At 35.5% G+C, this 21,858-nt stretch carries 23 protein-coding genes; 7 read left to right on the top strand and 16 right to left on the bottom strand.

The window, feature by feature from the left end:
* Nucleotides 1-64 precede the first annotated feature (64 nt).
* Complete coding sequence (locus tag MKX67_RS03520) at nucleotides 65-646, top strand: TIGR00730 family Rossman fold protein (RefSeq protein ID WP_307315137.1); 582 nt, start codon at nucleotides 65-67, stop codon at nucleotides 644-646.
* A 611-nt stretch (nucleotides 647-1,257) separates the two neighbouring features.
* Here the strand turns inward: MKX67_RS03520 and MKX67_RS03515 are convergent.
* Together MKX67_RS03515 and MKX67_RS03510 are read right to left on the bottom strand one after the other, a co-directional pair.
* Complete coding sequence (locus tag MKX67_RS03515; RefSeq protein WP_095370612.1) at nucleotides 1,258-1,569, bottom strand: hypothetical protein; 312 nt, start codon at nucleotides 1,567-1,569, stop codon at nucleotides 1,258-1,260.
* 180 nt (nucleotides 1,570-1,749) lie between these two features.
* A complete protein-coding gene (locus MKX67_RS03510) occupies nucleotides 1,750-2,376 on the bottom strand; it encodes a nitroreductase family protein (RefSeq protein ID WP_095370613.1) in 627 nt (208 codons plus the stop codon).
* Nucleotides 2,377-2,503: 127 nt separating this feature from the next.
* On the opposite strand from MKX67_RS03510, the gene MKX67_RS03505 reads away from it, so the two are divergent.
* Nucleotides 2,504-2,854 (top strand): winged helix-turn-helix transcriptional regulator, encoded by a 351-nt coding sequence (locus tag MKX67_RS03505; RefSeq protein WP_095370614.1) that lies wholly within the window; start codon nucleotides 2,504-2,506, stop codon nucleotides 2,852-2,854.
* 366 nt (nucleotides 2,855-3,220) lie between these two features.
* Here MKX67_RS03505 and MKX67_RS03500 read toward each other — a convergent pair whose 3' ends face one another.
* Together MKX67_RS03500 and MKX67_RS03495 are read right to left on the bottom strand one after the other, a co-directional pair.
* A complete protein-coding gene (locus tag MKX67_RS03500) occupies nucleotides 3,221-3,715 on the bottom strand; it encodes a cysteine hydrolase family protein (RefSeq protein ID WP_342488838.1) in 495 nt (164 codons plus the stop codon).
* A 240-nt stretch (nucleotides 3,716-3,955) separates the two neighbouring features.
* Nucleotides 3,956-4,402, bottom strand: a complete 447-nt coding sequence (locus MKX67_RS03495) for an Lrp/AsnC family transcriptional regulator (RefSeq protein WP_095370616.1) — start codon at nucleotides 4,400-4,402, stop codon at nucleotides 3,956-3,958.
* A gap of 118 nt (nucleotides 4,403-4,520) precedes the next feature.
* On the opposite strand from MKX67_RS03495, the gene MKX67_RS03490 reads away from it, so the two are divergent.
* Nucleotides 4,521-5,096, top strand: a complete 576-nt coding sequence (locus MKX67_RS03490) for a cysteine hydrolase family protein (protein WP_341098508.1) — start codon at nucleotides 4,521-4,523, stop codon at nucleotides 5,094-5,096.
* 227 nt (nucleotides 5,097-5,323) lie between these two features.
* Here the strand turns inward: MKX67_RS03490 and MKX67_RS03485 are convergent, their stop codons facing one another.
* The 4 genes from MKX67_RS03485 to MKX67_RS03470 all read right to left on the bottom strand — a co-directional run bounded on the left by MKX67_RS03485 (nucleotide 5,324) and on the right by MKX67_RS03470 (nucleotide 8,956).
* Nucleotides 5,324-6,046, bottom strand: a complete 723-nt coding sequence (locus MKX67_RS03485; protein WP_341098507.1) for a nucleotidyltransferase domain-containing protein — start codon at nucleotides 6,044-6,046, stop codon at nucleotides 5,324-5,326.
* Between the two features lie 226 nt (nucleotides 6,047-6,272).
* Nucleotides 6,273-7,151 carry a MerR family transcriptional regulator gene (locus tag MKX67_RS03480; protein ID WP_342488837.1) on the bottom strand — a complete coding sequence of 293 codons (879 nt, stop codon included), beginning with the start codon at nucleotides 7,149-7,151 and terminating at the stop codon, nucleotides 6,273-6,275.
* Between the two features lie 699 nt (nucleotides 7,152-7,850).
* On the bottom strand, nucleotides 7,851-8,615 hold the full coding sequence (locus MKX67_RS03475; RefSeq protein WP_342488836.1) for a hypothetical protein: 765 nt from the start codon (nucleotides 8,613-8,615) through the stop codon (nucleotides 7,851-7,853).
* Between the two features lie 14 nt (nucleotides 8,616-8,629).
* Nucleotides 8,630-8,956, bottom strand: a complete 327-nt coding sequence (locus MKX67_RS03470) for a PadR family transcriptional regulator (protein ID WP_095370623.1) — start codon at nucleotides 8,954-8,956, stop codon at nucleotides 8,630-8,632.
* 294 nt (nucleotides 8,957-9,250) lie between these two features.
* On the opposite strand from MKX67_RS03470, the gene MKX67_RS03465 reads away from it, so the two are divergent.
* Nucleotides 9,251-10,177, top strand: a complete 927-nt coding sequence (locus tag MKX67_RS03465; RefSeq protein ID WP_342488835.1) for a lytic polysaccharide monooxygenase — start codon at nucleotides 9,251-9,253, stop codon at nucleotides 10,175-10,177.
* Between the two features lie 153 nt (nucleotides 10,178-10,330).
* Here the strand turns inward: MKX67_RS03465 and MKX67_RS03460 are convergent, their stop codons facing one another.
* From MKX67_RS03460 to MKX67_RS03440, 5 genes are read right to left on the bottom strand one after another with little or no spacing between them, the layout of a single operon-like run.
* Complete coding sequence (locus MKX67_RS03460) at nucleotides 10,331-10,933, bottom strand: YIP1 family protein (protein WP_342488834.1); 603 nt, start codon at nucleotides 10,931-10,933, stop codon at nucleotides 10,331-10,333.
* 55 nt (nucleotides 10,934-10,988) lie between these two features.
* The gene (locus tag MKX67_RS03455; protein ID WP_095370625.1) at nucleotides 10,989-12,182 is read right to left on the bottom strand and encodes an ABC transporter permease; all 1,194 of its coding nucleotides are present in this window, start codon (nucleotides 12,180-12,182) and stop codon (nucleotides 10,989-10,991) included.
* Between the two features lie 2 nt (nucleotides 12,183-12,184).
* On the bottom strand, nucleotides 12,185-12,871 hold the full coding sequence (locus MKX67_RS03450) for an ABC transporter ATP-binding protein (protein ID WP_095370626.1): 687 nt from the start codon (nucleotides 12,869-12,871) through the stop codon (nucleotides 12,185-12,187).
* Complete coding sequence (locus MKX67_RS03445) at nucleotides 12,868-13,989, bottom strand: efflux RND transporter periplasmic adaptor subunit (protein ID WP_342488833.1); 1,122 nt, start codon at nucleotides 13,987-13,989, stop codon at nucleotides 12,868-12,870. The genes MKX67_RS03450 and MKX67_RS03445 overlap by 4 nt, the downstream gene beginning before the upstream one ends.
* A gap of 7 nt (nucleotides 13,990-13,996) precedes the next feature.
* Complete coding sequence (locus tag MKX67_RS03440) at nucleotides 13,997-14,656, bottom strand: Yip1 family protein (protein ID WP_307315176.1); 660 nt, start codon at nucleotides 14,654-14,656, stop codon at nucleotides 13,997-13,999.
* A gap of 165 nt (nucleotides 14,657-14,821) precedes the next feature.
* Between MKX67_RS03440 and MKX67_RS03435 the strand changes: the two genes are divergently transcribed.
* Nucleotides 14,822-15,070 (top strand): hypothetical protein, encoded by a 249-nt coding sequence (locus tag MKX67_RS03435; protein ID WP_342488832.1) that lies wholly within the window; start codon nucleotides 14,822-14,824, stop codon nucleotides 15,068-15,070.
* A gap of 280 nt (nucleotides 15,071-15,350) precedes the next feature.
* Here the strand turns inward: MKX67_RS03435 and MKX67_RS03430 are convergent, their stop codons facing one another.
* Nucleotides 15,351-15,953, bottom strand: coding sequence for a TasA family protein (locus tag MKX67_RS03430; RefSeq protein ID WP_251163232.1), 603 nt, complete (start codon nucleotides 15,951-15,953; stop codon nucleotides 15,351-15,353).
* A gap of 51 nt (nucleotides 15,954-16,004) precedes the next feature.
* The gene (locus MKX67_RS03425) at nucleotides 16,005-16,544 is read right to left on the bottom strand and encodes a signal peptidase I (RefSeq protein WP_342488831.1); all 540 of its coding nucleotides are present in this window, start codon (nucleotides 16,542-16,544) and stop codon (nucleotides 16,005-16,007) included.
* Nucleotides 16,545-16,798: 254 nt separating this feature from the next.
* On the opposite strand from MKX67_RS03425, the gene MKX67_RS03420 reads away from it, so the two are divergent.
* Both MKX67_RS03420 and MKX67_RS03415 read left to right on the top strand, forming a co-directional pair.
* Nucleotides 16,799-18,523 carry a M4 family metallopeptidase gene (locus MKX67_RS03420; RefSeq protein WP_342488830.1) on the top strand — a complete coding sequence of 575 codons (1,725 nt, stop codon included), beginning with the start codon at nucleotides 16,799-16,801 and terminating at the stop codon, nucleotides 18,521-18,523.
* Between the two features lie 545 nt (nucleotides 18,524-19,068).
* Nucleotides 19,069-19,791: a MerR family transcriptional regulator gene (locus MKX67_RS03415; RefSeq protein ID WP_341098501.1), complete on the top strand. Its 723-nt coding sequence runs from the start codon at nucleotides 19,069-19,071 to the stop codon at nucleotides 19,789-19,791.
* Here MKX67_RS03415 and MKX67_RS03410 read toward each other — a convergent pair.
* Nucleotides 19,783-21,801 (bottom strand): ATP-binding domain-containing protein, encoded by a 2,019-nt coding sequence (locus tag MKX67_RS03410; RefSeq protein WP_342489249.1) that lies wholly within the window; start codon nucleotides 21,799-21,801, stop codon nucleotides 19,783-19,785. The genes MKX67_RS03415 and MKX67_RS03410 overlap by 9 nt on opposite strands.
* Nucleotides 21,802-21,858: the final 57 nt, after the last annotated feature.

Here is a 21,858-nt window from a genome sequence, read left to right as displayed (position 1 = left end):
AAGTTTAACAAAAAAACAAAAATTTTGTATAATCTTTAATGGCGTTTATTTAGGAGGCGATATAATGAAAAGGTTAGCTGTATTTTGTGGATCAAGTAATGGAGCATCTGGAGTTTATATAGAAGGTGCAAAAAAACTTGGTAAAGAACTAGCTAAACGAAATATTGCACTTGTTTATGGTGGAGCGAGTGTTGGTGTTATGGGTGCTGTTGCAGATTCAGTTTTAAAAGAAGGAGGATATGTAATTGGTGTTATGCCAAGGTTTCTAGAGAATAGAGAGATATCCCATAAGAACTTGTCAGAGCTAATCATCGTAGATTCGATGCATGAAAGAAAAGCTAAAATGGCAGATCTAGCAGATGGATTTATCGTTTTACCTGGTGGGCCAGGGACATTAGAAGAGTTCTTTGAGATTTTTACGTGGGCTCAATTAGGACTTCATAATAAACCATGTGGTCTTCTAAATATAAATCATTATTATGACCCTCTTATCGCGTTATTTAATCATATGTCAGAAGAGCAGTTTTTACACGAAAAGTACCGTAATATGGCATTAGTTGATAATGAACCGAAAGGGATACTAGATAAATTCAATTCATATGAACCACCAACTGTAAAAACTTACATTACTGAAAAACAAACCTAATAATAAAAAACAGACCAAGTCACTGCTTTTGGTCTGTTTTCCTATTCAAAGTGCATTCCAAAAGGGTAATTACAAAGCCCGCAGTATTCCTTCTTTAGTAAAAAAAGCCCTTCTCAAATGAGGCTCATAAAAGTCATTCGCAAATTTAATAGATGGTTGTTTATCTCCATCCTTATAATAACAATCCAAAGAATCGAATAATTCATTATAAATTCTTTCATCGAATTTGTTTAAAGACCTTGCAAGACCTTAGCCTCTTCTACTCCACTGATGAATAACCCGAAGAATAAAATCTGGTAAATGGGGTTTATAGTAAAAAAATATTAGGACACGTTAGCATTTGGAGGAAAAGGGATAGAGGCTATCTCAACTTTATTATTAATTTATGTTGCTTTGAAATAATGTTTGATCAAAAACACCTGACAAACCTGTATTTATGGTAATAATAAGAATCCTTTTAAAAAAATTGATTAAAATGGATTCTTCTTCACAGATTTAAGTTTGATATTTATAAAAATATTTGATCATTTTCTACCTGTGTTGCTCCACAATCGCTCCCGATAATTGAATAAAGATCAGCTTCTATTAGCTGGTTTTGTTGTTTTTTGATTTCATTCTACTTTTTCTACTGTAAGGGTATTTATTTGGGCTGGAGCTGATTCCATAATCATTCCGTCATACCCTACTCTTACCCTATCACCTATTTGAAACGTTTCATTTGGATTTACGGCGAGATTAATGCTTATTTGCCCAAGCGTTTTTCCGTCTACTTCTGCTGCATCAATTATTGCACTATCTCCAGTAAATTCTTGAATCGTTCCCACGAAAGTTGCTTTAACGTCTTTCTCCAGATTCTCTGAACCACAGGCAAACAGTAGACTAGCAACTACTATGGAACAGAATAGAATAATCTTATTACTCATTACGGCATACCTCCTTTAATACTCAGACGAGTACTGTTGAAGAAGTGTTACATTTTCCATTCCAGAGAATGGCCCTTATGAGGGAAAGCGCAATCCTTCCTAAAGAAATGCGCCCTATCGGAATAAGAATAATATATTTCTTTGTCTGCCTATTTTACATAATCAGATACTATAAGAACACTAAATTATTTTGTTTCTATACATTACCTTATTTACATTATGTCTTACGGTCTTATGACCGGCTTTAGTACCTTTACCAATAGCTATAAGCATAACATCTAAATACCTTTCAGAAATATTTAAGATGTCTTTTAATTTCTTAGAATCATAGCCTGACATAGTAATTGTGTCAAAACCAGCTTCATTTGCTAACAAAATTAATGACATTGACGCAAGACTTACATCTCTAGTTAATTCTAGCTTTAGATCTTCTTTTGATTTATTTTCATAATATTTTATTGCAGCATTCGCTAGATAATCTCTTAGCGATTCATCAAAATAACCTGCTTTAAAGCCTTCTTCATGTATCTTAATAATATTACCTTTGTCAAATGCCTGATAATCACCCAACATAACAATTAAAGTTGAAGCTTCTATCACTTGTTGTTGATTAAAAGCTATAGGCAGTAATAAATTTCTTAAGTCCGGATCATCAATAATTAAGTATCGAGTAGCTTGAATATTATTCCCATTAGGTGACTTACTTGCACTTTCAACTAGTGAGGATAGAATTTCTGAACTTATTTTATAACTTGAATCATAATGTCTAACTGAACGTCTTTTTTCCATAATATTTTTCACACTCATTATATCAACTCCGAAATTTTTATTTATTTATTGCGCCTTTAATTATAGTAAGCAATAATAAATAAGAAAATAACGCACAAAAATGTGGTATAGCCACTTTTAAGTGCCTATTTAGGAGAGAAAGCACATGGTTAACTATAATACTGGAATCAACATTTTTATGAACATTGCAGGTGGAAAATGGAAATGTTTAATACTCTTTTTCTTGAGTCAAAAATCAGTAAGGACAAAAGAGTTTTACGAATTAATACCTGGAATTACACAAAAAGTCTTAACAGATCAATTGAAACAGTTAGAAAGAGATGGACTTGTACGAAGAGAAATATTTAAAGAAGTACCACCAAAAGTAGAATACAGCTTAACTGATCTAGGAAGATCATTTGTACCAGTATTAAACACAATGTGTGAATGGGGTAACAAGTATGCAATTATAAAAGGTATAGATAAAGATCAACAAATTTGTTGTGATCATAACTAAACCTAAATTTCACCTAATGGTTCCCACTTATAATTGTAGCTTTGAAATAAAGTTTGATCAAAAGCACCTCACAAACCGGTATTTTACGATAAATAAAAAGAATCCATTTTGAAAAAAGATTGATCAAAATGGATTCTTATCTAGTAGGTTTAAATCTTGTTTTTATAAAAAAGTTTGATCATTTCTGTGATCCTTATTCCATTAAAGCGCCCTATTGTGGAAAATAATTAAGCTAATCTTATTGAATAGGTGCCTTTGAGTAAATCCTTATTTAAAAATTTTAAAATTCAAAAACAATATTATCCCCATTGGAGCATGGTATTTATTGTTTTCGACACTACTTTTTTTGATGAGAGGAATTCTATTCTATAAAAAAGTTAAAAATCTATTATTCCAGAGATTCTCATGATGTTCAATGATTGTTTTAGCTTCCAAAAGGTCACTGTTTAGGGTGGTAGTTAACCCTTTTTTCATAAATAATTTATATCCTAATCCATGAGCCATTCTAATAGTTGTATCTACACAATATTCAGTTTGTGCCCCACAAATTTCAAGTTTATTTATATTTAACTTTCTTAGTTGTTCATTCAAATCAGTCTTGTAAAAGGAATTTGCATGTGTTTTGTTGATAAAGATATCTGTATCTTTAGCATCTAGTTCCGGAAACAATTGCCATTCTGGAGAATTAAAAACCAAATCACTATCATTATGTTGAACAAAAATAATAGGATTGTTTATTTCTCTAAACAAACGAATTCTTTGATTAACTCCATTTAATACATTCGCTAGTTTAAATAGTGGAACATTTTTAGGCTGAACACCAATTTGCAAGTCAATAATTATTAGTGCTGTATTTTCCATAATTATTATTCTCCTCATATCTCTTTTAGAATTTATCTACTTACGATATCACAAAATTTTTATTTGTTCTAAGTAATTTTCTCGAAATATTAAGAAAAAGCACAACTCTTGATGAAGAATTGCGCCCTTTAATGGAAGATCGTTCAACAGTATTAAGAGCCTTCTAGTCACTTAACTATTACAGATAAGCCCCCTTTTGTTTAAGCAGAATACTTCACAAAACTTCTTTGAAACAAATGTTTATTGTAATATGGCAGTCAACGGATTACGTTGTTTAATCTCTTGTATTGATAGGTTTAAACTATAGTTCCCATGATCGAGAAGTTGATTAAGAAGAAGATTCAATTGATTTTGGGATTTAACTTTTATTTTTAAATGGTAACAGCCTTCTCCAGATACTCGGTGAGCTTCAACTACCTCTTTTCGATCTTTAATAAAACGAATAAAAGCAGCATGATTAGCTGTTTTCATATGAACAATGACAAACGCTGTATAAGAAAGCCCGAGTTTCATTTCATCGATTATTAGGGAGTAGGCTTTAATTACACCACTTTCCTCAAGTTTTTTAATACGATTCCCTACTGCTTGTCCAGTCATATGAATTTGTCCTCCCAAGTCCTTCCATTGAATACGTGAATTTTCGGTTAGTAACCGTAGAATCTGAAAATCAATTTGATCAATTTCCATAATAAATTCCTTTCACCGTGAAATTATTTGATATAAAAGTTTTTCATCAAAGTATCGATAAAAACCAAGATATTATTTATCATTTTATTATAATAAATTTTTTAATGAGGTGAAAAAAATGAGCACAGCTTTAATCATTGTCGATATTCAAAATGACTATTTTCCAAATGGAAAGATGGAATTAAGCAACCCCGTAAAAGCAGCCTCTAATGCTGCTAAAGTTCTTAAATGGTTTAGACAGAATAACAAAGATAATATTTTTCATGTCCAACATATTGCAAGTAATCCAGGTTTAGGCTTCTTTCTTCCAAATACGGAGGGAGTTCAACTAAATGAAACTGTTTTACCATTAGAACACGAAAGTATTATCATAAAACATGCACCTAACAGCTTTTTTAAAACCGAACTAGAGCGCAAATTAAGAGAAAAAAGAGTGACCAAGCTAGTGATTGTAGGTATGATGACGCATATGTGTATTGATGCCACAGTCAGAGGTGCTGTAGAGCTAGGCTTTGAAACTACTCTTATTGAAGATGCATGTGCGACAAGGGGATTATCCTATCAAGATAAGGTCGTGCCAGCTGAACAGGTTCATTTTGCGTTTGTCAGTGCACTTAATGGTATGTATGCCAACGTAATATCAACTGAGGATTTCCTGCAACAAGAAGCTAACACAATCTTGAAGAACAAATAATTCAATACAAATGGGGGGGTTTAAAAAGAATCTCCCTTTTTGCTGTTGTTTAAACTAATTAATAAGGTATCCTTCTTCAACTGCAACCGTTAGCTTAAGTGTAACTTCCCACAAATAATCTTTAATCAGGATATCTACTGTCCTTAATTCCTCAACAATATGGCCCTTAACATAAAGAAGGAGCCTAATTCTTGCTGCATAATTGCTCCCGATTGCTTAATAAGGTTTTATGGATTATCTTTTTCTTTTCCTAGAGAAAATCCTTCAAATAAACGCCCACCGTACGGATCCAAAACCTTATCTACTAATTGAACAACCTTATTTTTCTCACCTGTTTTATAAAAAACATTAAAGGCTTCTACGAACTCTTCGGTAAATTTCTCATCATGTTGATTCAAAGCACGAATAATCCATTTCGAAGAGCCAACCCACTGACGATTAGTTCTTAATACAAATTCGTGAACAAGATCAGCTAATGTGTTAGTTATAAATATTTCTTCAGCTCGGTTATTACTTCCTAAAAAATCATCAAGTGCATCAGTTATAAAGTATCGCTTTGTACTAACAATTTCTTCAGACCATATTTCAGGTCCCTTCTTTAATATATCTTTCGCTTCTTTTTTTATAGATTCTAAGATTCCTTCATCTCTTAAAATAATCCCTTCAGAAATCATTCTTGACATAGAAGGCTTTGCAGCTTTGCAGTCCATTTCGATAAAGTATTTGTATGAAGTTAAATTATGGGCAAAAACCTCTATTGCCCATCCAAAGTCAAACATAGACTCTCTATATGATGAAGTAAGTCTTTTATCAAAAATGACAATATCAAGATCAGAAGTTTCTGTTGCCTCTCCCCTAACTACACTTCCTGCTAATAAAGCCCCTTGGCAATTTGAAAAGTGCTTATCAATAAATTGTTTCGCTGCTACAACTGGATCAAACCTTTTCATTCACTTCACCTCTAACAATCTTTTCATTTCCAATATAAATTCGTCAATAAAAAGAAAACCCCTATTTCAAGGGTAAATTTAATCCAACTTTATTTCAATATACTGCCCACTTGCTGCATTAAAAAGGCGTTTTTTCTTATTGAAGAAACGCGCCCTTTAGTTGAGTAGATAATTTTATACAAGGGGGATATTTGCCAAATATTTAGCAAGAAAAATGATATGTTTTTTAATCCTTTTGAAAAAACTTTTCCGTTTGTGGATAATTCTTAATAAATAATTCATTTGCTTTTTGAAGTTTATTCGAATACTCAAGGTAAGCCCTACTCAAAATTTTTAAATTTGTTATAAAAATCTCATAATATCCACTGCTTTGTTGGAAATCTAATAGCAATTGTTGCATTTTATATACAGGGGTTGACTTAAACTCTTCAGAATTACGGAATTTGATGTACTCCTCCATACTCTGTTTATTACTTACAATATAGCTGTCAATATCATCAATTGCATTCAGTAAATTAGTATTCATTTCTTTTAAGTCTTCCTGCTTTATATAAGAAGTGAGCTCTTCTAAATATTCACCTATTTCTTTGGTAATGTTTATATTATCCAAAAAGTTAACAATATTAGTAAAAGCCTCTTCTTTCTCGACACTATCAATTTTCTCATTTAAAAATTGACCGAAGTGGATAGACAAATAAATACCATAAGCACCTGGAAAAGACTGCACTAATTTTTCTTTGATTGTAAAAGAATTGTTGAGATTAGAGTTAATAAACTCTATACCTTTATCAATATTATAGTTTTCAATTAAGAGTTCAAGACATTTCTGTTGTTCAACTACCCTTTGCCTTTTTAAATCAATTAAATATTTATATTTCGATAATGTTAATGACTTATTGCTACTCTCAAAAACATCTTTTATTTCAGAAATACTTAATCCTAAATTTCTGAGAACAGATATTTCTTTTAATGTGGAAATATTCTTTTCACTATAATTTCTATATCCGTTTTCTCCAATCTTTGGATGGACCAATCCTTGCTTTTCGTAGTATTCTATTGCTTTTTTTGTTAGTGGACATTTTTTGCATACCTCGTTTATTAACAATGCTATCACCTCAAGAGAATAATAAGCTAACCCCCAAGGTGAGAGTCAACATAATTCTGAAATTAATAAGAATATTCCTCAGTTTGAGTACCTTATCTTGTTCAAGTATAAATCTTCACAATCACACTCTGGCCTTTAGCATAATTATCCAAATGAGTTTTTTGAATTATCTGGTCCGATTGCAGAACAAAAAATCCTGCATATAAATACAGGAATTTTGATTAATCTTTTTTATAAATTATCGAACTTTTTTCGCAAATCATCAAACATTATTTTAAATCAACAATTACAATTTATCATAAATTTCATCCCTTACAATTGTTCCTTATTCAACTAACCTGCCCCTTATGTGACATAAGAAAGGAACAATACCATTAATCAAGTATGCCCCCGTTAGATGAAATAGAATTATTCACAATCTCCTACCTCCCCATTTCTGGATGGAAGCTTTCCTTGAGAGATGGTATGAATTGGAATGAAGCTAAAAAGCTTTATTGTTCTACTAACTTAATAGCTTCAACGTTTTTAGACTTAACACTATAATTTTGCTCTAGACTTTAATTCTCCAAATTGAGTAAATCTAATCTTTTCGCTATACTACCGGGTTGCTCTTAATGTTAAACTCTCTTGCCTGTTTCTAAGACCTGTTGCGAATAGAAAGAGTGAGTATGCCTAACAAAATAAATCATTATTAGTACCTCATTCACTTCCTTGCTGTCTCTTTTTTTCTTTTGCAAAAATATAAAGCAAGTACAATCCAATGAGGCTATAAGTAATGAACATGCCAATGATTAGCTTACTAGATTCAGATAGCGCCGTTTGCTTAAGTAAAATATCTGGTAAGAACAGTGCGAGTAAAACAACTGGAATAATGATCGTTTTGCTCCATATGGAGAAGGCGATGATGAGTATGAATACAACGCTCCCCAACACAATACTGCCGATTTCTCCAAAGTTGACGATCGGTGTGTCAATCATTGTATCCAAAAATAGGACTAATAGATAAAACAGCATGCTAACGATGATTGGTAACGATAAGATGATTATTTCCTTTGTGACGGATGTCTGTTTTCTTGATGTATATTTAAATACAATGGAAACACCCATAATAAATAGGAAGGTATAAACAATCATTCCAATGATATTAAATAGACTATAAGCGAGTACTCCGTTATCAAGTAAATCTCCGAATATGGTAAAAGCAATCGGTCCCAGCAAGACAAGTGGAAAGTACTTTGCCCATGATGCAAGATCTGATTTCATTTCACCTGAAATACTCTCCATATAGGCACTTGGGGAGTCTCCTACAATTTGGTCAATCGATTTACCATTTGCTTCTGCTTCTATTAGATGATCTTCGAGTTCTGTAGTAATCTCCTTAATTTCGTTGAGGTTTTTTCCACTTGATAGTAAATAGATATGCAAGTCCTCAAGAAATTTTCTACTCTTCTGTGTTAATGCCATTTTTTCCACCTCCACTATTCCATTTCTTTTTTTAGGACGGCATTGACGCTTTTCTCTAGCTGTTGCCACCTCAGGATAAATTCTGCTAATGCCTGCTTGCCTTCTTTTGTAAGAGAATAGTATTTTCGCTGTGGTCCAGCTGTCGATGCTCTGCGAACAGAAGTGACTAATCCTTCTCTTTGCATGCGCATGAGTAGCGGATAGATCGTCCCTTCACTCACCGCATCAAAGCCATAATCACCTAGCCGTTCAGCCATTTCATAGCCATAGCACTCTTTACCATCAATAATCGCTAACAGACAGCCATCGATAATTCCCTTCATCATTTGTGTTTGCGACATTTCTTTTCCACCCATTTCACTATCTTGTTTTACAAGGTATAGGAACAGTATAAAATATACTATCTTGTAAAACAAGGGTTATAGTATTTATTTTTCAATAAAAGCGTCTCTAACTCAAACGTTTGTTAAACCATTACCCTTGTTCCCTCTATCTATACAGATATCAATTGGATATTATATTACAAAACTTGGGCTATCGTATCTAAATGAAAAATTAGGTCCTTCTGACATTTATTCATAACCAATAGAACGATACACTTTTAGTACGTTCAATTATTAAAGGAGATGAAGGATATGAATGGAAATAAAAAACGGTACCTCAGTGGGGCGATACTTATGACTGCCATGCTTATGGCTCCAGGTGCAGCATTCGGACATGGTTATGTCGAGCAACAACCTTCTCGTGCCCTTTTATGTGCACAAGGTGTCAATGAAAATTGTGGCGGAGTTCAGTATGAACCACAATCAACCGAAACAACAAAAGGTTTTCCTGAAGCAGGTTTAGAAGATGGCCAATTTGCTTCTGCCAATGGGATATTTCCTGAATTGGACGAACAATCCGAAACGCGATGGGCAAAAGTCGATATGGATGCAGGGGAGCAAACATTTACATGGCATTTGACTGCTGCTCACTCAACAGCCAAATGGCATTATTACATAACAAAAGAAGATTGGGACCCTAATGCACCCTTAACACGAGATCAATTTGAATTAACCCCTTTCTTTGAAGAAAATGATCATGGGGCAGTCCCAGGCTCAACCGTTTCACATGAAGTAACCGTACCTGCGCGTGAAGGCTATCATGTGATCTTAGCTGTATGGGATGTGGCGAATACAAGCAATGCCTTTTATCATGTGATTGATGCCGAATTCTCTGGTGAAAGTAATATACCTACACCTGAACCGGAAGAACCAAGCACAGACCCAGAACCCGAAACGCCTATTGAAAGCGACACTTGGCAGACAGACACTATTTATGTAGAAGGGGATCGTGTAATTTATAACGGTTTAACATATGAGGCACAGTGGTGGACAAAAGGGGATCAACCTGGTATATCGAGTGTGTGGCAACTCATCAGCGAAGCGGAAAACCGTGAATGGAATAGCGAAGTCATTTACTATGGTGGTGACCAAGTACTGTTTAATGGGCAACTTTATAAGGCTAAATGGTGGTCAAAAGGGGACGTGCCAAGTGAATCTAGTGTCTGGGAAGAAATTTAAGTAGGTGAATAACTTATTGCTCTCCTAATTAGACAAGAGAAGTTGTGTGGACATTTCTCATTTGCCCACACTTCTTTTTTCATTTGGCGAAACCGCCTAGGTAGACATCTCATTTCTCTTATCTATCAGCTTACCACCGTCTCTCTTCCTTCATTATTGGAGGATCGTTATAATGAAAATGAAAAGACCATAAAGACTAACCACTATCCACGCCCACATTCTCCTAATTCCAGCTGTATATTGAAGACCTATACCCACGAGGATAAGTTCCCATATAAAGAATACTTCGAGTAAATGTAGTGGACTTGACACGTCACTGTTAAACAAATAACCAATACTTGTTACCTTAATTAAGCCATCACTACCAACTAGGGCTTGAATAATGACATTCAAGACATTACCAAAAGTCGTTACAATGACAATATATGTATACATGGAAAATAATTGTGTAAAGGTTGCACCTGTTTTGACCACTTTTGTTATGACCCAAATTATTAAGCTCACAACTGTTATAAAAAATATGGGACCAAATAAACTGGCAATAGAGATTGGTACGATACTTAGCCACATACCTCCCATTTCACCCAAACCGACTTCAGAAAATATACTGGATTCTACGTAAAATGCACCGAAAAACATATGGATAAAGGATAAAATAAAGACGATAAATAAGGCACTTTTCACCTTTGGTGTTTGCTTTAACTGTTTAAAGAGCATAGACGGCTCTGATACTAGTGTTTTTAAATCGTTCCACATCACGGTTCCTCCTCTAACAAAAAGAAGTGCAGCTTATCTACTACACTTCTTCTAATTATTCATAACGCAATGATTCAATAGGGTCGAGCTTTGATGCTTTACTTGCAGGTAATATCCCAAAGATGACACCGATTAGCATAGAGAATAGCATGCCTCCAGCAATGACTTGCCAACTCATGAGAGACGGCCAACCCGCAAATAGACTAATTAATGTTGTCACACCCCAACCAAGCAGAATACCGACTACACCACCAATGAAAGTAAGTGTAATTGACTCTATGAGGAATTGAGTTAATACTTGCTGTCTCGTTGCGCCTAGCGCTTTTCTTATGCCGATTTCACGCGTACGCTCTGTGACAGAAACAAGCATGATATTCATGACGCCAATTCCTCCGACAAATAATGAGATCCCGGCAATACTACCAATAATCATCGTCATAATTGTTGTGACCTGACCGAGTCCTTCAGCGATTTCTTCCATATTTAACACTTGGTATGCTTCTTCCGTGTTATAGCGACTGTTCATAAGAGAGACTGCTTTCTCTCCTGCCTGCTGTAGATCATCTGCCGAATCAGTCTGTAATGTCACTTGCGATATATCACTACTGCCATAAATCGTTAACCAAGTCGAACTAGGCAAGTATACTTCCATACTACCGAAGGAGAAAATCCCTGTTGGTTTTTCTAGCACACCAATAATTTCAACCGGTTGAGCACCAAGGCGAATCACCTCACCCACTGCTGCTTCTCCTTCAAATAGCTCTTCCTGAAGTGATTGACTAACAATAACTGCCCGTTTTCCACTTAAGAAATCTGCTGTTGTAAAACCTCTTCCATCTGATAGATTTAACGGGTTCAATTGAAAATAAGATTCGTTAATCCCCATTAAAGTTGCTTCTATCTGCTGATCTCGAAACTGAACAGGGCCGAATTCTAAGCTTGACGCAACGACCCTTTTCACTTCATCAATTTCCTCTAAAGCGCGAATATCCTCTTGTGAAAAAGCCGAGGCATACAATGCATTAGGATTGGCCATTATCTCTTCATCTGACGGTTGATAAAATAAATCAACCGTATTTCCCGGGCCTGTGAGTTGCGATTTCAACATGGCTTCCCCGCCCTGGCCAATAGCAACAACAATAATAACAGAGCCAACACCGATAATGATCCCTATCATTGTAAGAATTGAACGCAGCTTATGTGCCATTAACGAACTAAGTGCCATTTTTATACTTTCAAGAAGGCTCAAAGTCATCGCCTCCCTACTTGGCGCTCATTTTCGACAATGATACCATCGCGGACGAGAATTCTACGACTCGCATAAGCGGCGATTTCCGGTTCATGTGTTACCGTTACAATCGTAGTACCTTCTTTATTTAGTTGGGTAAAAAGCTCCATAATATTTTCACTCGTTTTTGTATCGAGCGCGCCAGTCGGTTCATCAGCCAAGATCAACTTCGGTTCATTCACAAGTGCACGGGCGATGGCTACCCGTTGCTTCTGTCCGCCTGATAACAAACTCGGAAGCTGTTCCATCCGGTCTTCTAAACCTACCTTAATGAGCGCCCGCTCAGCTTTAGCCATTCTTTCCTTCTTATTCAGACCACTATAGATCATCGGTAGTTCAACATTTTTTAAAGCAGTCAGCCTTGGTAGTAAGTGAAATTGTTGAAAGACAAAACCAATGGACCGATTTCTAATTTTCGCTAGTTCCACTTCAGAATATTGCGATATATCTTCACCGTCTAGTTGATAGGTTCCATTCGTCGGTCGGTCTAGACAACCAATAATATTCATTAATGTCGATTTTCCAGAACCAGACGGTCCCATAATTGCGAGTGACTCTCCATTTTCAATCGTTAAGTCAATGCTTTGTAAAATATCGACCATTTCATCGCCTATCTGATAAGATTTTGTGATTTCTCGTAAATGAATCATTCGACTTCCACTTCCAAGCCATCACTCAATTCATCAGAAGGATTAGTAATCACATCATCTTCAGCTGTTAAACCATCTAATATCTCTATCTTTTCACCAGTGGCAACGCCTACACTCACGTCTTGACGATGAGCTTTTCCATCTTTTAAAAGATATACATAAGATTCACCATCCGCAGATAACACAGACTCAGATGGGACAGTAAGTGCCTTCTTACTACTTGTCTCCACTTCAATAATTAATTGGAATCCTGTGCGCAGTTCAGTAATATCATCTTCAATTTCAACTGTCATTCCATATTTCGCTGGGGTCGCTTCACCAGCAACAGACTGGTTGTTATCATCTGGCATTAAACCGATGAAATTAACCTTCCCCTTCCATTCTTTATCAGGTAATACATCTGTCCGAATCGTCGCTTTCATCTCTTTCTCGACCTTTAAAGACTCAAATTCTGATAAAACCCCTCGGGCTACCATTTCATCCGTATTACCAATATGGATGACTGGCTGCTGAGTCATTGAATCCGTTGGTTGGTCTTCATTCACTTGTAAAATTGTTCCGTCTAATTTACTTTTTATCTCTAAATCTTTTTGTTGTGCTTCTATTTCTTTCTTTTCTAGAAGTAACTGACGAACATCTAAATTTGCCATTCTTAAATCTAATTGCAGCTGATCTCTTTCCGGAGCTATTTGCTTAGCGGCTTCTTTTTTGCCGACTTGATCACGCAATTCCTTTTCTTGGTCTGAGAGTCGATCTAATTGTTTGTCCACTTGATTGATTCGTAAATAACCAGATTCAATCTGTAAACTCAACCTTTCAAGCTCCATCGCCACTCGTGTATCATCATACTTGGCGACAGCCGTACCTTTTTCAACAGCATCGCCTTCCTTTACAAGGATTTCAGCAATTTCTTCGCCTTCTACACCAGGATACACTTTCTGTTCATTTTTCAAAGATAATGTACCTGGCACAATTAACGTATCTGTAATTACTTCATTCTCAGCATTTGCAGTCGTTACAGAAGGTCCTTTCGCAAAAGCTTGATGATAGACGCTTGCGCCTATCATCACCAAAACTACACTTACCACTCCAACAATGATCCAAGTTTTTTTCTTCATATTTATCTTAGACCGCCGTAGAAGTAACTAATGCGAAAATCATACTAATAATAAAGAAGGCAATGGCAACACCGTATGCAACACCTTTACTTAATCCCGCCACTTTATGCAAACCTAAACCGACAAGGATTGTTTGCCAGATGGAGAAAACTTCAATACTCGCCCAAACACTCGTAGCTTCTGCATTTAATACAGATGCTAAACTCGTCACATTTAACTCTGGGTTGCCACCAATTATCATACGAATGACACCATTCAAGATGAGTCCAATGACACTGATAACCAGAATGTATGTATTCATTGAGAAAAGCTGCTTAAATGACACATCAGAACTGGCAATTTTACAAATTAATAGATAAATAGCTGAAGAAATTAATACCGTAAAAATGGGTGAAATGATACCAATAATCACAAACATAATCAGTGAAATCATGTATACCATATCTTGTTCAGCTTGAGATAACTCATCAATTCCAAGATAAGCTGGGTCCATCGATGAAGCGGTAATAATCATACCCACTGTGAATAATAATGTCACTAATAATAGTGGTACCCAGATCTTCGGTTGTTGCTTAATCCGCTCAAATTGCTCTGATGGATTGGCAATCATCCCAAACAAACGTGGTTTCTTTGGCTCCTCCACCTCATGCTTTAATTCAGCTTCCATAAAAAAATCTCCCCTTTTTATAAACTTGCTACAATAATGTATACGTGGTGGCAATTGTAAAGTTTCATTTTTTTGGTAAATAATTTTATTAAAGACGCTGAATACTATCCGATGTTTCGCTCATATCATTAGCAAAGAAATAAAATTTAATAGAAGGAGATTGAAATGGGAGTGGAAGATAAAAGAGAACACTTAAAAGAAGCGCCATTTAGTTTTCAAATAATGAAAAATCAATCAGTTGTGATTTCCTACAACCATAAAGTCATAAAAACAATCAATGGAAAAGAAGCGGCGAAGTTCATAAATAAGATCGAGAACGAAGAGGGCAACATTCAATTATTGTTGGCAAAACTCACTGGTAACTTTAAGCGAGGAAATGAAAGGTTGAGTAAGGAGCATCCAAAACAGCAGTAGGGAAATGCCCTTTTTAGGGTGCCTGATGACATGTTTCATCAGGCACTCTATTTGAAGGTGAAGCTTACTAATATAGAAAAGCTTGATTCGAGTACATGAGTTTTTTGTGGCGCTCTTATTTTTCATGCCTAATTTGAGACCGCCGTATCTAGTTTTACAATGGCCTCAATGTGCCATTCTGATTTGAGAGACCGCAATTCACTTCCATGCGACACTCTTAAAGCGGATCCCTCGTTCAAGAGCAATGTTTCACATTTTTATATAAAGACATTTAACCTCATTATTGCTCATCATAGTATTCCCCGGCAGTTTGCTCAGCATTAAATGTCCAATTTACACGAAGTTGATCACCTTGAAATTGATTTTGATCTTGTCCATTATCAACAAATTCGAATAACACAAACATTTTTTCTTTCTCCCCTGCTAGGATACCATCGGGTATTTGTCCACCGCCAACGAATGTATCGATAGCCGTTAAGTCTGGCTCTGTATTCGATAATTCTGCCAATGTAGTTTCGACAACAGGGACTGTTGCGCTGCTTGTATTATACATAATCGTTACTTTGATATGGTCAGCGAAATCTTCTACATTATCCCCATTTGCATCCACTACAGAGTAATCTGTTTGTAGCAGAACTTTATGAATATCTAATGTACCATTATTCTCTAAAGTGAATTCTCGATAGATTTCATCACCTGGCTTGATATTATCAATATTCACAACAAAATCCGGATTTACAGCTAAATCTAATGTTCCTGCTGCAAAAGTATTTTCAGTGGCAAAACTATCACTAAAATACGCATAAGTGCCTCCGGTAATTAATGATAATCCAAGTGCAGCTGTCATCAGATTCTTTTTTGTTAACTTAAAATTTAATCCCATGTAAACATTCCTCCTAATATATGTTTCACTTCCCCTTAGTAGAGAAGAGAATTACTGCGTATATACCTCTTTTGGTTTTCTCTCCCCTGGTTGCACAAAGGCAGAGAAGAGTAGAATGATGCCTGGAATAATCATTAATAATGCGGCTCCTGCTTTTGTTTGTGCGGTATGCAGAACATAGCCCAGATAGGGGATAGTCACACCTGCATATTCCCCAACCACATGATGTGCTGGGACTTCCCATCTATCAACAGCGTCATTATTATCACCTTTAGTCTTATACGTAATTGCCCCACCTTTTAAAGATGTTTCTACTATTCTATGTGTGATAAGGATCTCATCAAGTTTGAAAGTAATAATATCTCCTTTTTGATAGGTTTGATTTTCTTCTGTTCTGTTAATAGCTATCACTGAACCTGTTTTAAATAATGGCTCCATTGATCCAGAAAGCACTGTTTTAACCTGGTATCCAAAGAGATTGGGTTCATTACCAGTGAATCGAGCAAAAAGCATGATAAATAATAAAACACAGATAAGCAGAAATAGTAGATTACCAATTAAGCGCAGTGTCCATTTTGCTAGACTTAACAATATGAATGACTCTCCTTTCATAAAACTTCATCGTTTTTCTCTGCTACCAATAATATAACTGAAATATCTGAAAAATAAATTGGGTTATTTTTATCTGTAATTAGACCTAACAAAGCGTGCGATTCCTATAGAAAATGATAGAGTTGAGAGTCCAAAGTCGCGTTTTATTAACCCAATCGCTTACATATTGACGCAGCATTAAGTTTTCAGAATAATTGTAATTGTTTACAGAAAATGAATATGAGGTGATTGTTTTGAAGAAGAAAAATTTTACTAAGAAAGTGCTTTTACCCACTGCATTAGCCTTGTCCGTCACATTCACGGGGTTTTCTCCATTGTCCACATATGCAGCGATTCAAACAGAGACCAATGAAGTCATCTGGCAAGCACCGAAAGGATTAAATAAAGAGGAGGTTGTACAAGCTTATTTACAGGACCAATTAAAAGATCAGCCCCAACCTAAAGCACGTTCAAGTAAAAAGAATGTGAATCAATTTAAAATCATTGATGAACAGGTTGATATACAAATAGGAACAACTCATATGAAAACCGTTGAACAAATTAACGGGGTCCCAGTTTACGGCTCAGGCCAAACAATTTCACTAGATGAGAACTTAAATGTTTATGCTTCTATCGGAGAAGTAAATAATGAGTTAGTAAAAGTAAATATCAATACAACACCTACTATTACTAAGGAAGAGGCAGAGTCTCAGGCGAAAGATGCGATAGAAAATGAAATTGGTGCGATAAAAGATTATGATGGCATTGAAACAGATCTGATGGTATTTCCAAAGAATGATGAATACCATCTGACCTATTTAGTCAAAGCCTCTACATCTATTCCTGAGCCTGGTTACTTCCATTATTTTATTGATGCGCATACGGGTGAAGTACAACATCACTTTAATGCCCTTCATTCTGCGGAGCCGGAAACAGAAACTGTCAGTGCTCGTGGATTAGACTTATTAGGAAAAATGCAAAATTTCAATGCGACAAAGAATATGGAAACGGGTAAAACCCATTTATATTCATTAGAAACTGTCAAAAATCGTTCAGTACCTATTCATACGTATGATGCACAAAGAATGGGTGAAACGCCTTTTATCCTTTTGTCTGCCTTACTAGGATTTACAGGATTTGAAGTAGAGACAGCGTCTAACTTCTTCTACGACCCAGCAGCTATTTCTGCCCAACAAAACTCGATAAAGGTAAACAAATACTATCAAAACGTACATGATCGTAATAGCTTAGATAACGATGGTATGAAGATTATTAGCACCGTACACATTGGTGATAAGTGGAATAATGCAGCGTGGAACGGGAAACAAATGCTTTATGGAGACGGTGATGGTTCATACTTCAGTTCACTAGCAGGGGCACTTGATGTTGCAGGACATGAAATGACACATGGCGTGATAACAAATACAGCTAATTTAACGTATGAAGGTGAATCAGGCGCACTAAATGAATCCATTGCTGATATTTTCGGTGTGTTAGCAGAGAATCATTCCAAAGCTGAAGAAGATAGAAATTGGGTAATAGGGGAAGACGTATACACTCCTAATATCCCAGGTGATGGAGGGCTTCGCTCCCTAGAGAACCCGAAAGACAACTCACTTCACCCGAACTATGGGATGAAAGATGATGCTTATCCTGACCATTATGATGATCGCTATTTAGGAGAGTTAGATAAAGGTGGCGTCCATATTAATAGTAGCATTAACAATAAAGCAGCCTACCTTATTGCAGAGGGTGGAGAACATTACGGTACTACTGTTAATGGAATAGGATCAGATAAATTAGGCAAAATTCTTTATAAAGCATTAACAGTCTATTTAGTGCCATCATCTAATTTTTCCGAGATGAGAGAAGCTATGGTGCAATCTGCACGTGATTTATATCCTGATAGAAATGGAGAACCTTCCGCTGAAACAGCTGCTGTAATGGCTGCTTACGATTCAATTGGAGTACTAGAATAATTATTGAATCTTGTAAGCTGAGTGGTAATCATAACGAACAAACACTATGAATAATAGTCTTTGTTCGTTTTTTTATGAAAATGGCTAGCGTTTAAAATCCGTTATGCCTTAGGGCCTTTTTAGGTTCCCACTCATATTTTTGGGTTTTTCTGATTTATGGACTAAACCTACGAATAGCTCACACAACCTCTTTTTCTGGATTTTATTTCCATATTCAGAAATTCAAATGACGTGCAAAACGCTTTTGCTCGGCTTTCATTTCGGTTTTTTCCTCTAAGTGACCAGTCTTTTTTCTGTCTTTTCTGCGTATACGTCTCTTGCAAACAGTTCGCTACAAGAATCCTCATCATTTATTATAGAATAATTAGGAGAAAATCAAGTTGTACCAATTAGAGTATGACATTGAAAGGCTAGAGATAGAAACCTTTTTCGGATATCTAGCTATTTTTATCATTTGCTTTAACCATGTTGATATGATAAACCTTAATTATTCGTGGGCTTTTTTTCATTACATTCTATCTTCAGTTAGTAAGGTGGCTTTTTTTATGAACACTAGTGAAATTGCTAAATTATCTAAGGTCCATCCAAATACAGTACGACTTTATGAAGAATGGCAGTTTATTTCGCCTGTACCAAGAAAACCAAATGGTTACAGAGTTTATTCTGAACTTCATCTTAAGCAAATGGAAATCTCTAGACTTGCTTTTAAACAAGAATTTATACAGAATAACCTTCGCAAAAAGGCAACAGAAATTGTTAGACTTAGTGGCCGCGAACAGTTCAAGGATAGTTTACGAGCAGCAGAATCCTATTTAACCTATTTGCAAACAGAATATGAGTTTGCTTTAAAAGCAATTGAGACGGTGAAAAATTTATTACAAAACAAATCGATTACAGGTGAAACTTACTCCCACAAGTCCGTTGCTTCTATGCTTCAGTTAACGGAAGAAACATTACGGAATTGGGAACGGAATCATTTGTATACTATTAAAAGAAATACGCAAAATCGAAGAATTTATACAGATCGTGATATTCAAAAATTACTTGTAATACGCGCGTTACGCAGCGCACATTTCTCGATTACTAGCATTGCAAATTTATTTCAAGAAATGGAACAATCGAAAAAAAACACAGATATCCTGCAAATTTTACAAACGCCCAACTTTTCTTCGGATTTTTTTCATGTAACAGACGATTTAATGAATCAATTAAAGATAGCGATGGATGATCTGAAAACAATCATCGCTATCTTAACAGAACTACAATAATGGTGATGGTGCTTCTTTATCTACCAATACGGTTAATTCATGCATTGCTCTTGTTGAGGCTATATACATTAGCCCACGATCAAATTCGGTTCTATAATTGGTTTCATTTACAAAAGGTACGATAACAACATCAAATTCAAGACCTTTCGCATACTGAATCGTCGTTAAAACTAGACCTGTTTCAAACTTTCCCGTTTGGCCATCCAGTACTGTAAATGGTATGTTTAAACGTTCCTGCAAGATCTGTAAGTCTTTCTCCCCCTTACAGATAATGGCCGTAGTTCGATAATCATTCATCGCAATTTCATGAATCTGTTTCAGCATCTGTTCAAATGTTAAATACATACATTCTTTTGGTTCTTCCCCGTGTCTTGCAATTGGATGAATTTCCCCATTATGCATGAATTTTTTTGCATACAATGCAATTTCATATGATGACCGATAGCTGGTTGTTAATTCTACATATTCTAGATTATTAAACATGGCTTCAAATGCCTCTTTTGATATCGTTTCATATGGTAAGATAGCCTGACTAAAATCACCAATGATTGTTCGCTTACACGTAAACACTTTAGAAAGTACAGCATATTGGATTGGTGTATAATCTTGCATTTCATCTAGTACAAAATGCTGTACGAGCTCATACTGCTTGATACCTTTAAAATAAAACTGTACAAATAGATAAGGGTATACATCATTAAATTCAAAATGTTTTTTCGAAAACTTAAAAGAGTTTTGCCCCTGTGTTTCGATAAAAGAACGATAAATCTCTAACGGTGAAGAAAACAAGAGTCGTTTTTTCAGACGCTTTATGATTTCACTTTTATTCGGTATTTTCCCTTCTCTATCCCACTTAGATTTAAGCGCTTGAATGATATCATCTGCCATAAGTTCTAAACGTGTAACAATCGGCTCACTTCGATATTGAAGGAAGCGCCCTTGTAAATAATCAGCTTGTAGCACTACACCAGCAATGGAGATATTTTCGTTTTTAAGAAGCCTTGAGTCTAAGTTAAATAAAAAGGATTGAAGCTTTTGAACAAATGAATAATTCCCTTTCATTTTTGCACGTAAAGCCAGCTCCCCATTTGGATTCGATAGAATCTCTTTTGTTTCTCCCTCAAATGATCTAAAAGTTACACCAGCTGGTAATAAGTTTTCCGTAAGCTCGTCCAATGTAAAGGAGCGAATTGGCTCTTCACCTAGCTCGGGTAAGACGGTAGAAATATAATCACCGAATACCTTGTTTGGCGACAAAATAAAAATACGTTCTGCTCGTAACGTATCACGGAATTTATATAAATAATAAGCTATGCGGTGCAAAGCAACAGCTGTTTTTCCAGAACCAGCAACTCCTTGAATGATGACATTATACGCTGATTCATTTCTTACTATTTTATTTTGTTCTCGTTGAATCGAAGTGACGATTGTTTTCATCTTATCATTTGTATGCTGATTTAATGTTTGCTCTAGAACTTGATCTTGTATTGTTAATGAGCTATCAAGCACATATTGGAGTTTAGAATTTTCTATTTTAATCTGACGTTTCTTAATAAGTTCTCCGTCAAACTGCTTATCCATCGCAATATAATAGGCCTCACCGATTTCAAATTCATAGTACATATTACAAATAGGGGCGCGCCAATCATAGATAATTTGTGTGCCTTCTTCATCGGCAAAACCGAAGCGCCCAATATAAAACGTCTCTGCCTCACTAGGATGGTCACCATGATATAAAAAATCAAATCGTCCGAAGTATGGGGATTCTATAAGCTTTCTTACCTGCTCACGTTCCACCACTCGTGCGAAACCATGTTTGTCTATCATACTTAAAGTTTGCTGGTAGTCATACACCTGGAATTTATCGAGTTCATTTTTATATTCAACCATATATTTTTGTAATTCCTTAAAATTGTGGTCTTGATCAATAATGTTTGATGAAAGCTTTTTATAGGCCTTTGTTAATTCATTTATAGTTTTTTCAAGATAAATAAATTCGCTTGTCTCCATCACAAAATTCCCTCCTTTTCAAGTGTATCACCAACTATAACAAATAGATTCTCGCTG

It is taken from the genome of Cytobacillus sp. FSL W7-1323 (assembly GCF_038595015.1).
Classification (GTDB): Bacteria; Bacillota; Bacilli; order Bacillales; family Cytobacillaceae; genus Cytobacillus; species Cytobacillus kochii.
The sequence above is the reverse complement of the archived record's forward strand: the minus strand, read 5'-3'. Positions and strand labels throughout refer to the sequence as shown.

Bases quoted from the DNA above. Each gene is read 5' to 3' on its own strand.
- MKX67_RS03435 (WP_342488832.1), top strand. From the start codon at position 14,822: ATGGGAGTGGAAGATAAAAGAGAACACTTAAAAGAAGCGCCATTTAGT.
- MKX67_RS03515 (WP_095370612.1), bottom strand. From the start codon at position 1,569: ATGAGTAATAAGATTATTCTATTCTGTTCCATAGTAGTTGCTAGTCTA.
- MKX67_RS03475 (WP_342488836.1), bottom strand. From the start codon at position 8,615: ATGGCATTAACACAGAAGAGTAGAAAATTTCTTGAGGACTTGCATATC.
- MKX67_RS03520 (WP_307315137.1), top strand. From the start codon at position 65: ATGAAAAGGTTAGCTGTATTTTGTGGATCAAGTAATGGAGCATCTGGA.
- MKX67_RS03485 (WP_341098507.1), bottom strand. From the start codon at position 6,046: ATGAAAAGGTTTGATCCAGTTGTAGCAGCGAAACAATTTATTGATAAG.
- MKX67_RS03445 (WP_342488833.1), bottom strand. From the start codon at position 13,989: ATGAAGAAAAAAACTTGGATCATTGTTGGAGTGGTAAGTGTAGTTTTG.
- MKX67_RS03500 (WP_342488838.1), bottom strand. From the start codon at position 3,715: ATGGAAAATACAGCACTAATAATTATTGACTTGCAAATTGGTGTTCAG.
- MKX67_RS03440 (WP_307315176.1), bottom strand. From the start codon at position 14,656: ATGGAAGCTGAATTAAAGCATGAGGTGGAGGAGCCAAAGAAACCACGT.
- MKX67_RS03490 (WP_341098508.1), top strand. From the start codon at position 4,521: ATGAGCACAGCTTTAATCATTGTCGATATTCAAAATGACTATTTTCCA.
- MKX67_RS03450 (WP_095370626.1), bottom strand. From the start codon at position 12,871: ATGATTCATTTACGAGAAATCACAAAATCTTATCAGATAGGCGATGAA.
- MKX67_RS03415 (WP_341098501.1), top strand. From the start codon at position 19,069: ATGAACACTAGTGAAATTGCTAAATTATCTAAGGTCCATCCAAATACA.
- MKX67_RS03460 (WP_342488834.1), bottom strand. From the start codon at position 10,933: ATGTGGAACGATTTAAAAACACTAGTATCAGAGCCGTCTATGCTCTTT.
- MKX67_RS03430 (WP_251163232.1), bottom strand. From the start codon at position 15,953: ATGGGATTAAATTTTAAGTTAACAAAAAAGAATCTGATGACAGCTGCA.
- MKX67_RS03470 (WP_095370623.1), bottom strand. From the start codon at position 8,956: ATGTCGCAAACACAAATGATGAAGGGAATTATCGATGGCTGTCTGTTA.
- MKX67_RS03465 (WP_342488835.1), top strand. From the start codon at position 9,251: ATGAATGGAAATAAAAAACGGTACCTCAGTGGGGCGATACTTATGACT.
- MKX67_RS03495 (WP_095370616.1), bottom strand. From the start codon at position 4,402: ATGGAAATTGATCAAATTGATTTTCAGATTCTACGGTTACTAACCGAA.
- MKX67_RS03505 (WP_095370614.1), top strand. From the start codon at position 2,504: ATGGTTAACTATAATACTGGAATCAACATTTTTATGAACATTGCAGGT.
- MKX67_RS03510 (WP_095370613.1), bottom strand. From the start codon at position 2,376: ATGAGTGTGAAAAATATTATGGAAAAAAGACGTTCAGTTAGACATTAT.
- MKX67_RS03410 (WP_342489249.1), bottom strand. From the start codon at position 21,801: ATGGAGACAAGCGAATTTATTTATCTTGAAAAAACTATAAATGAATTA.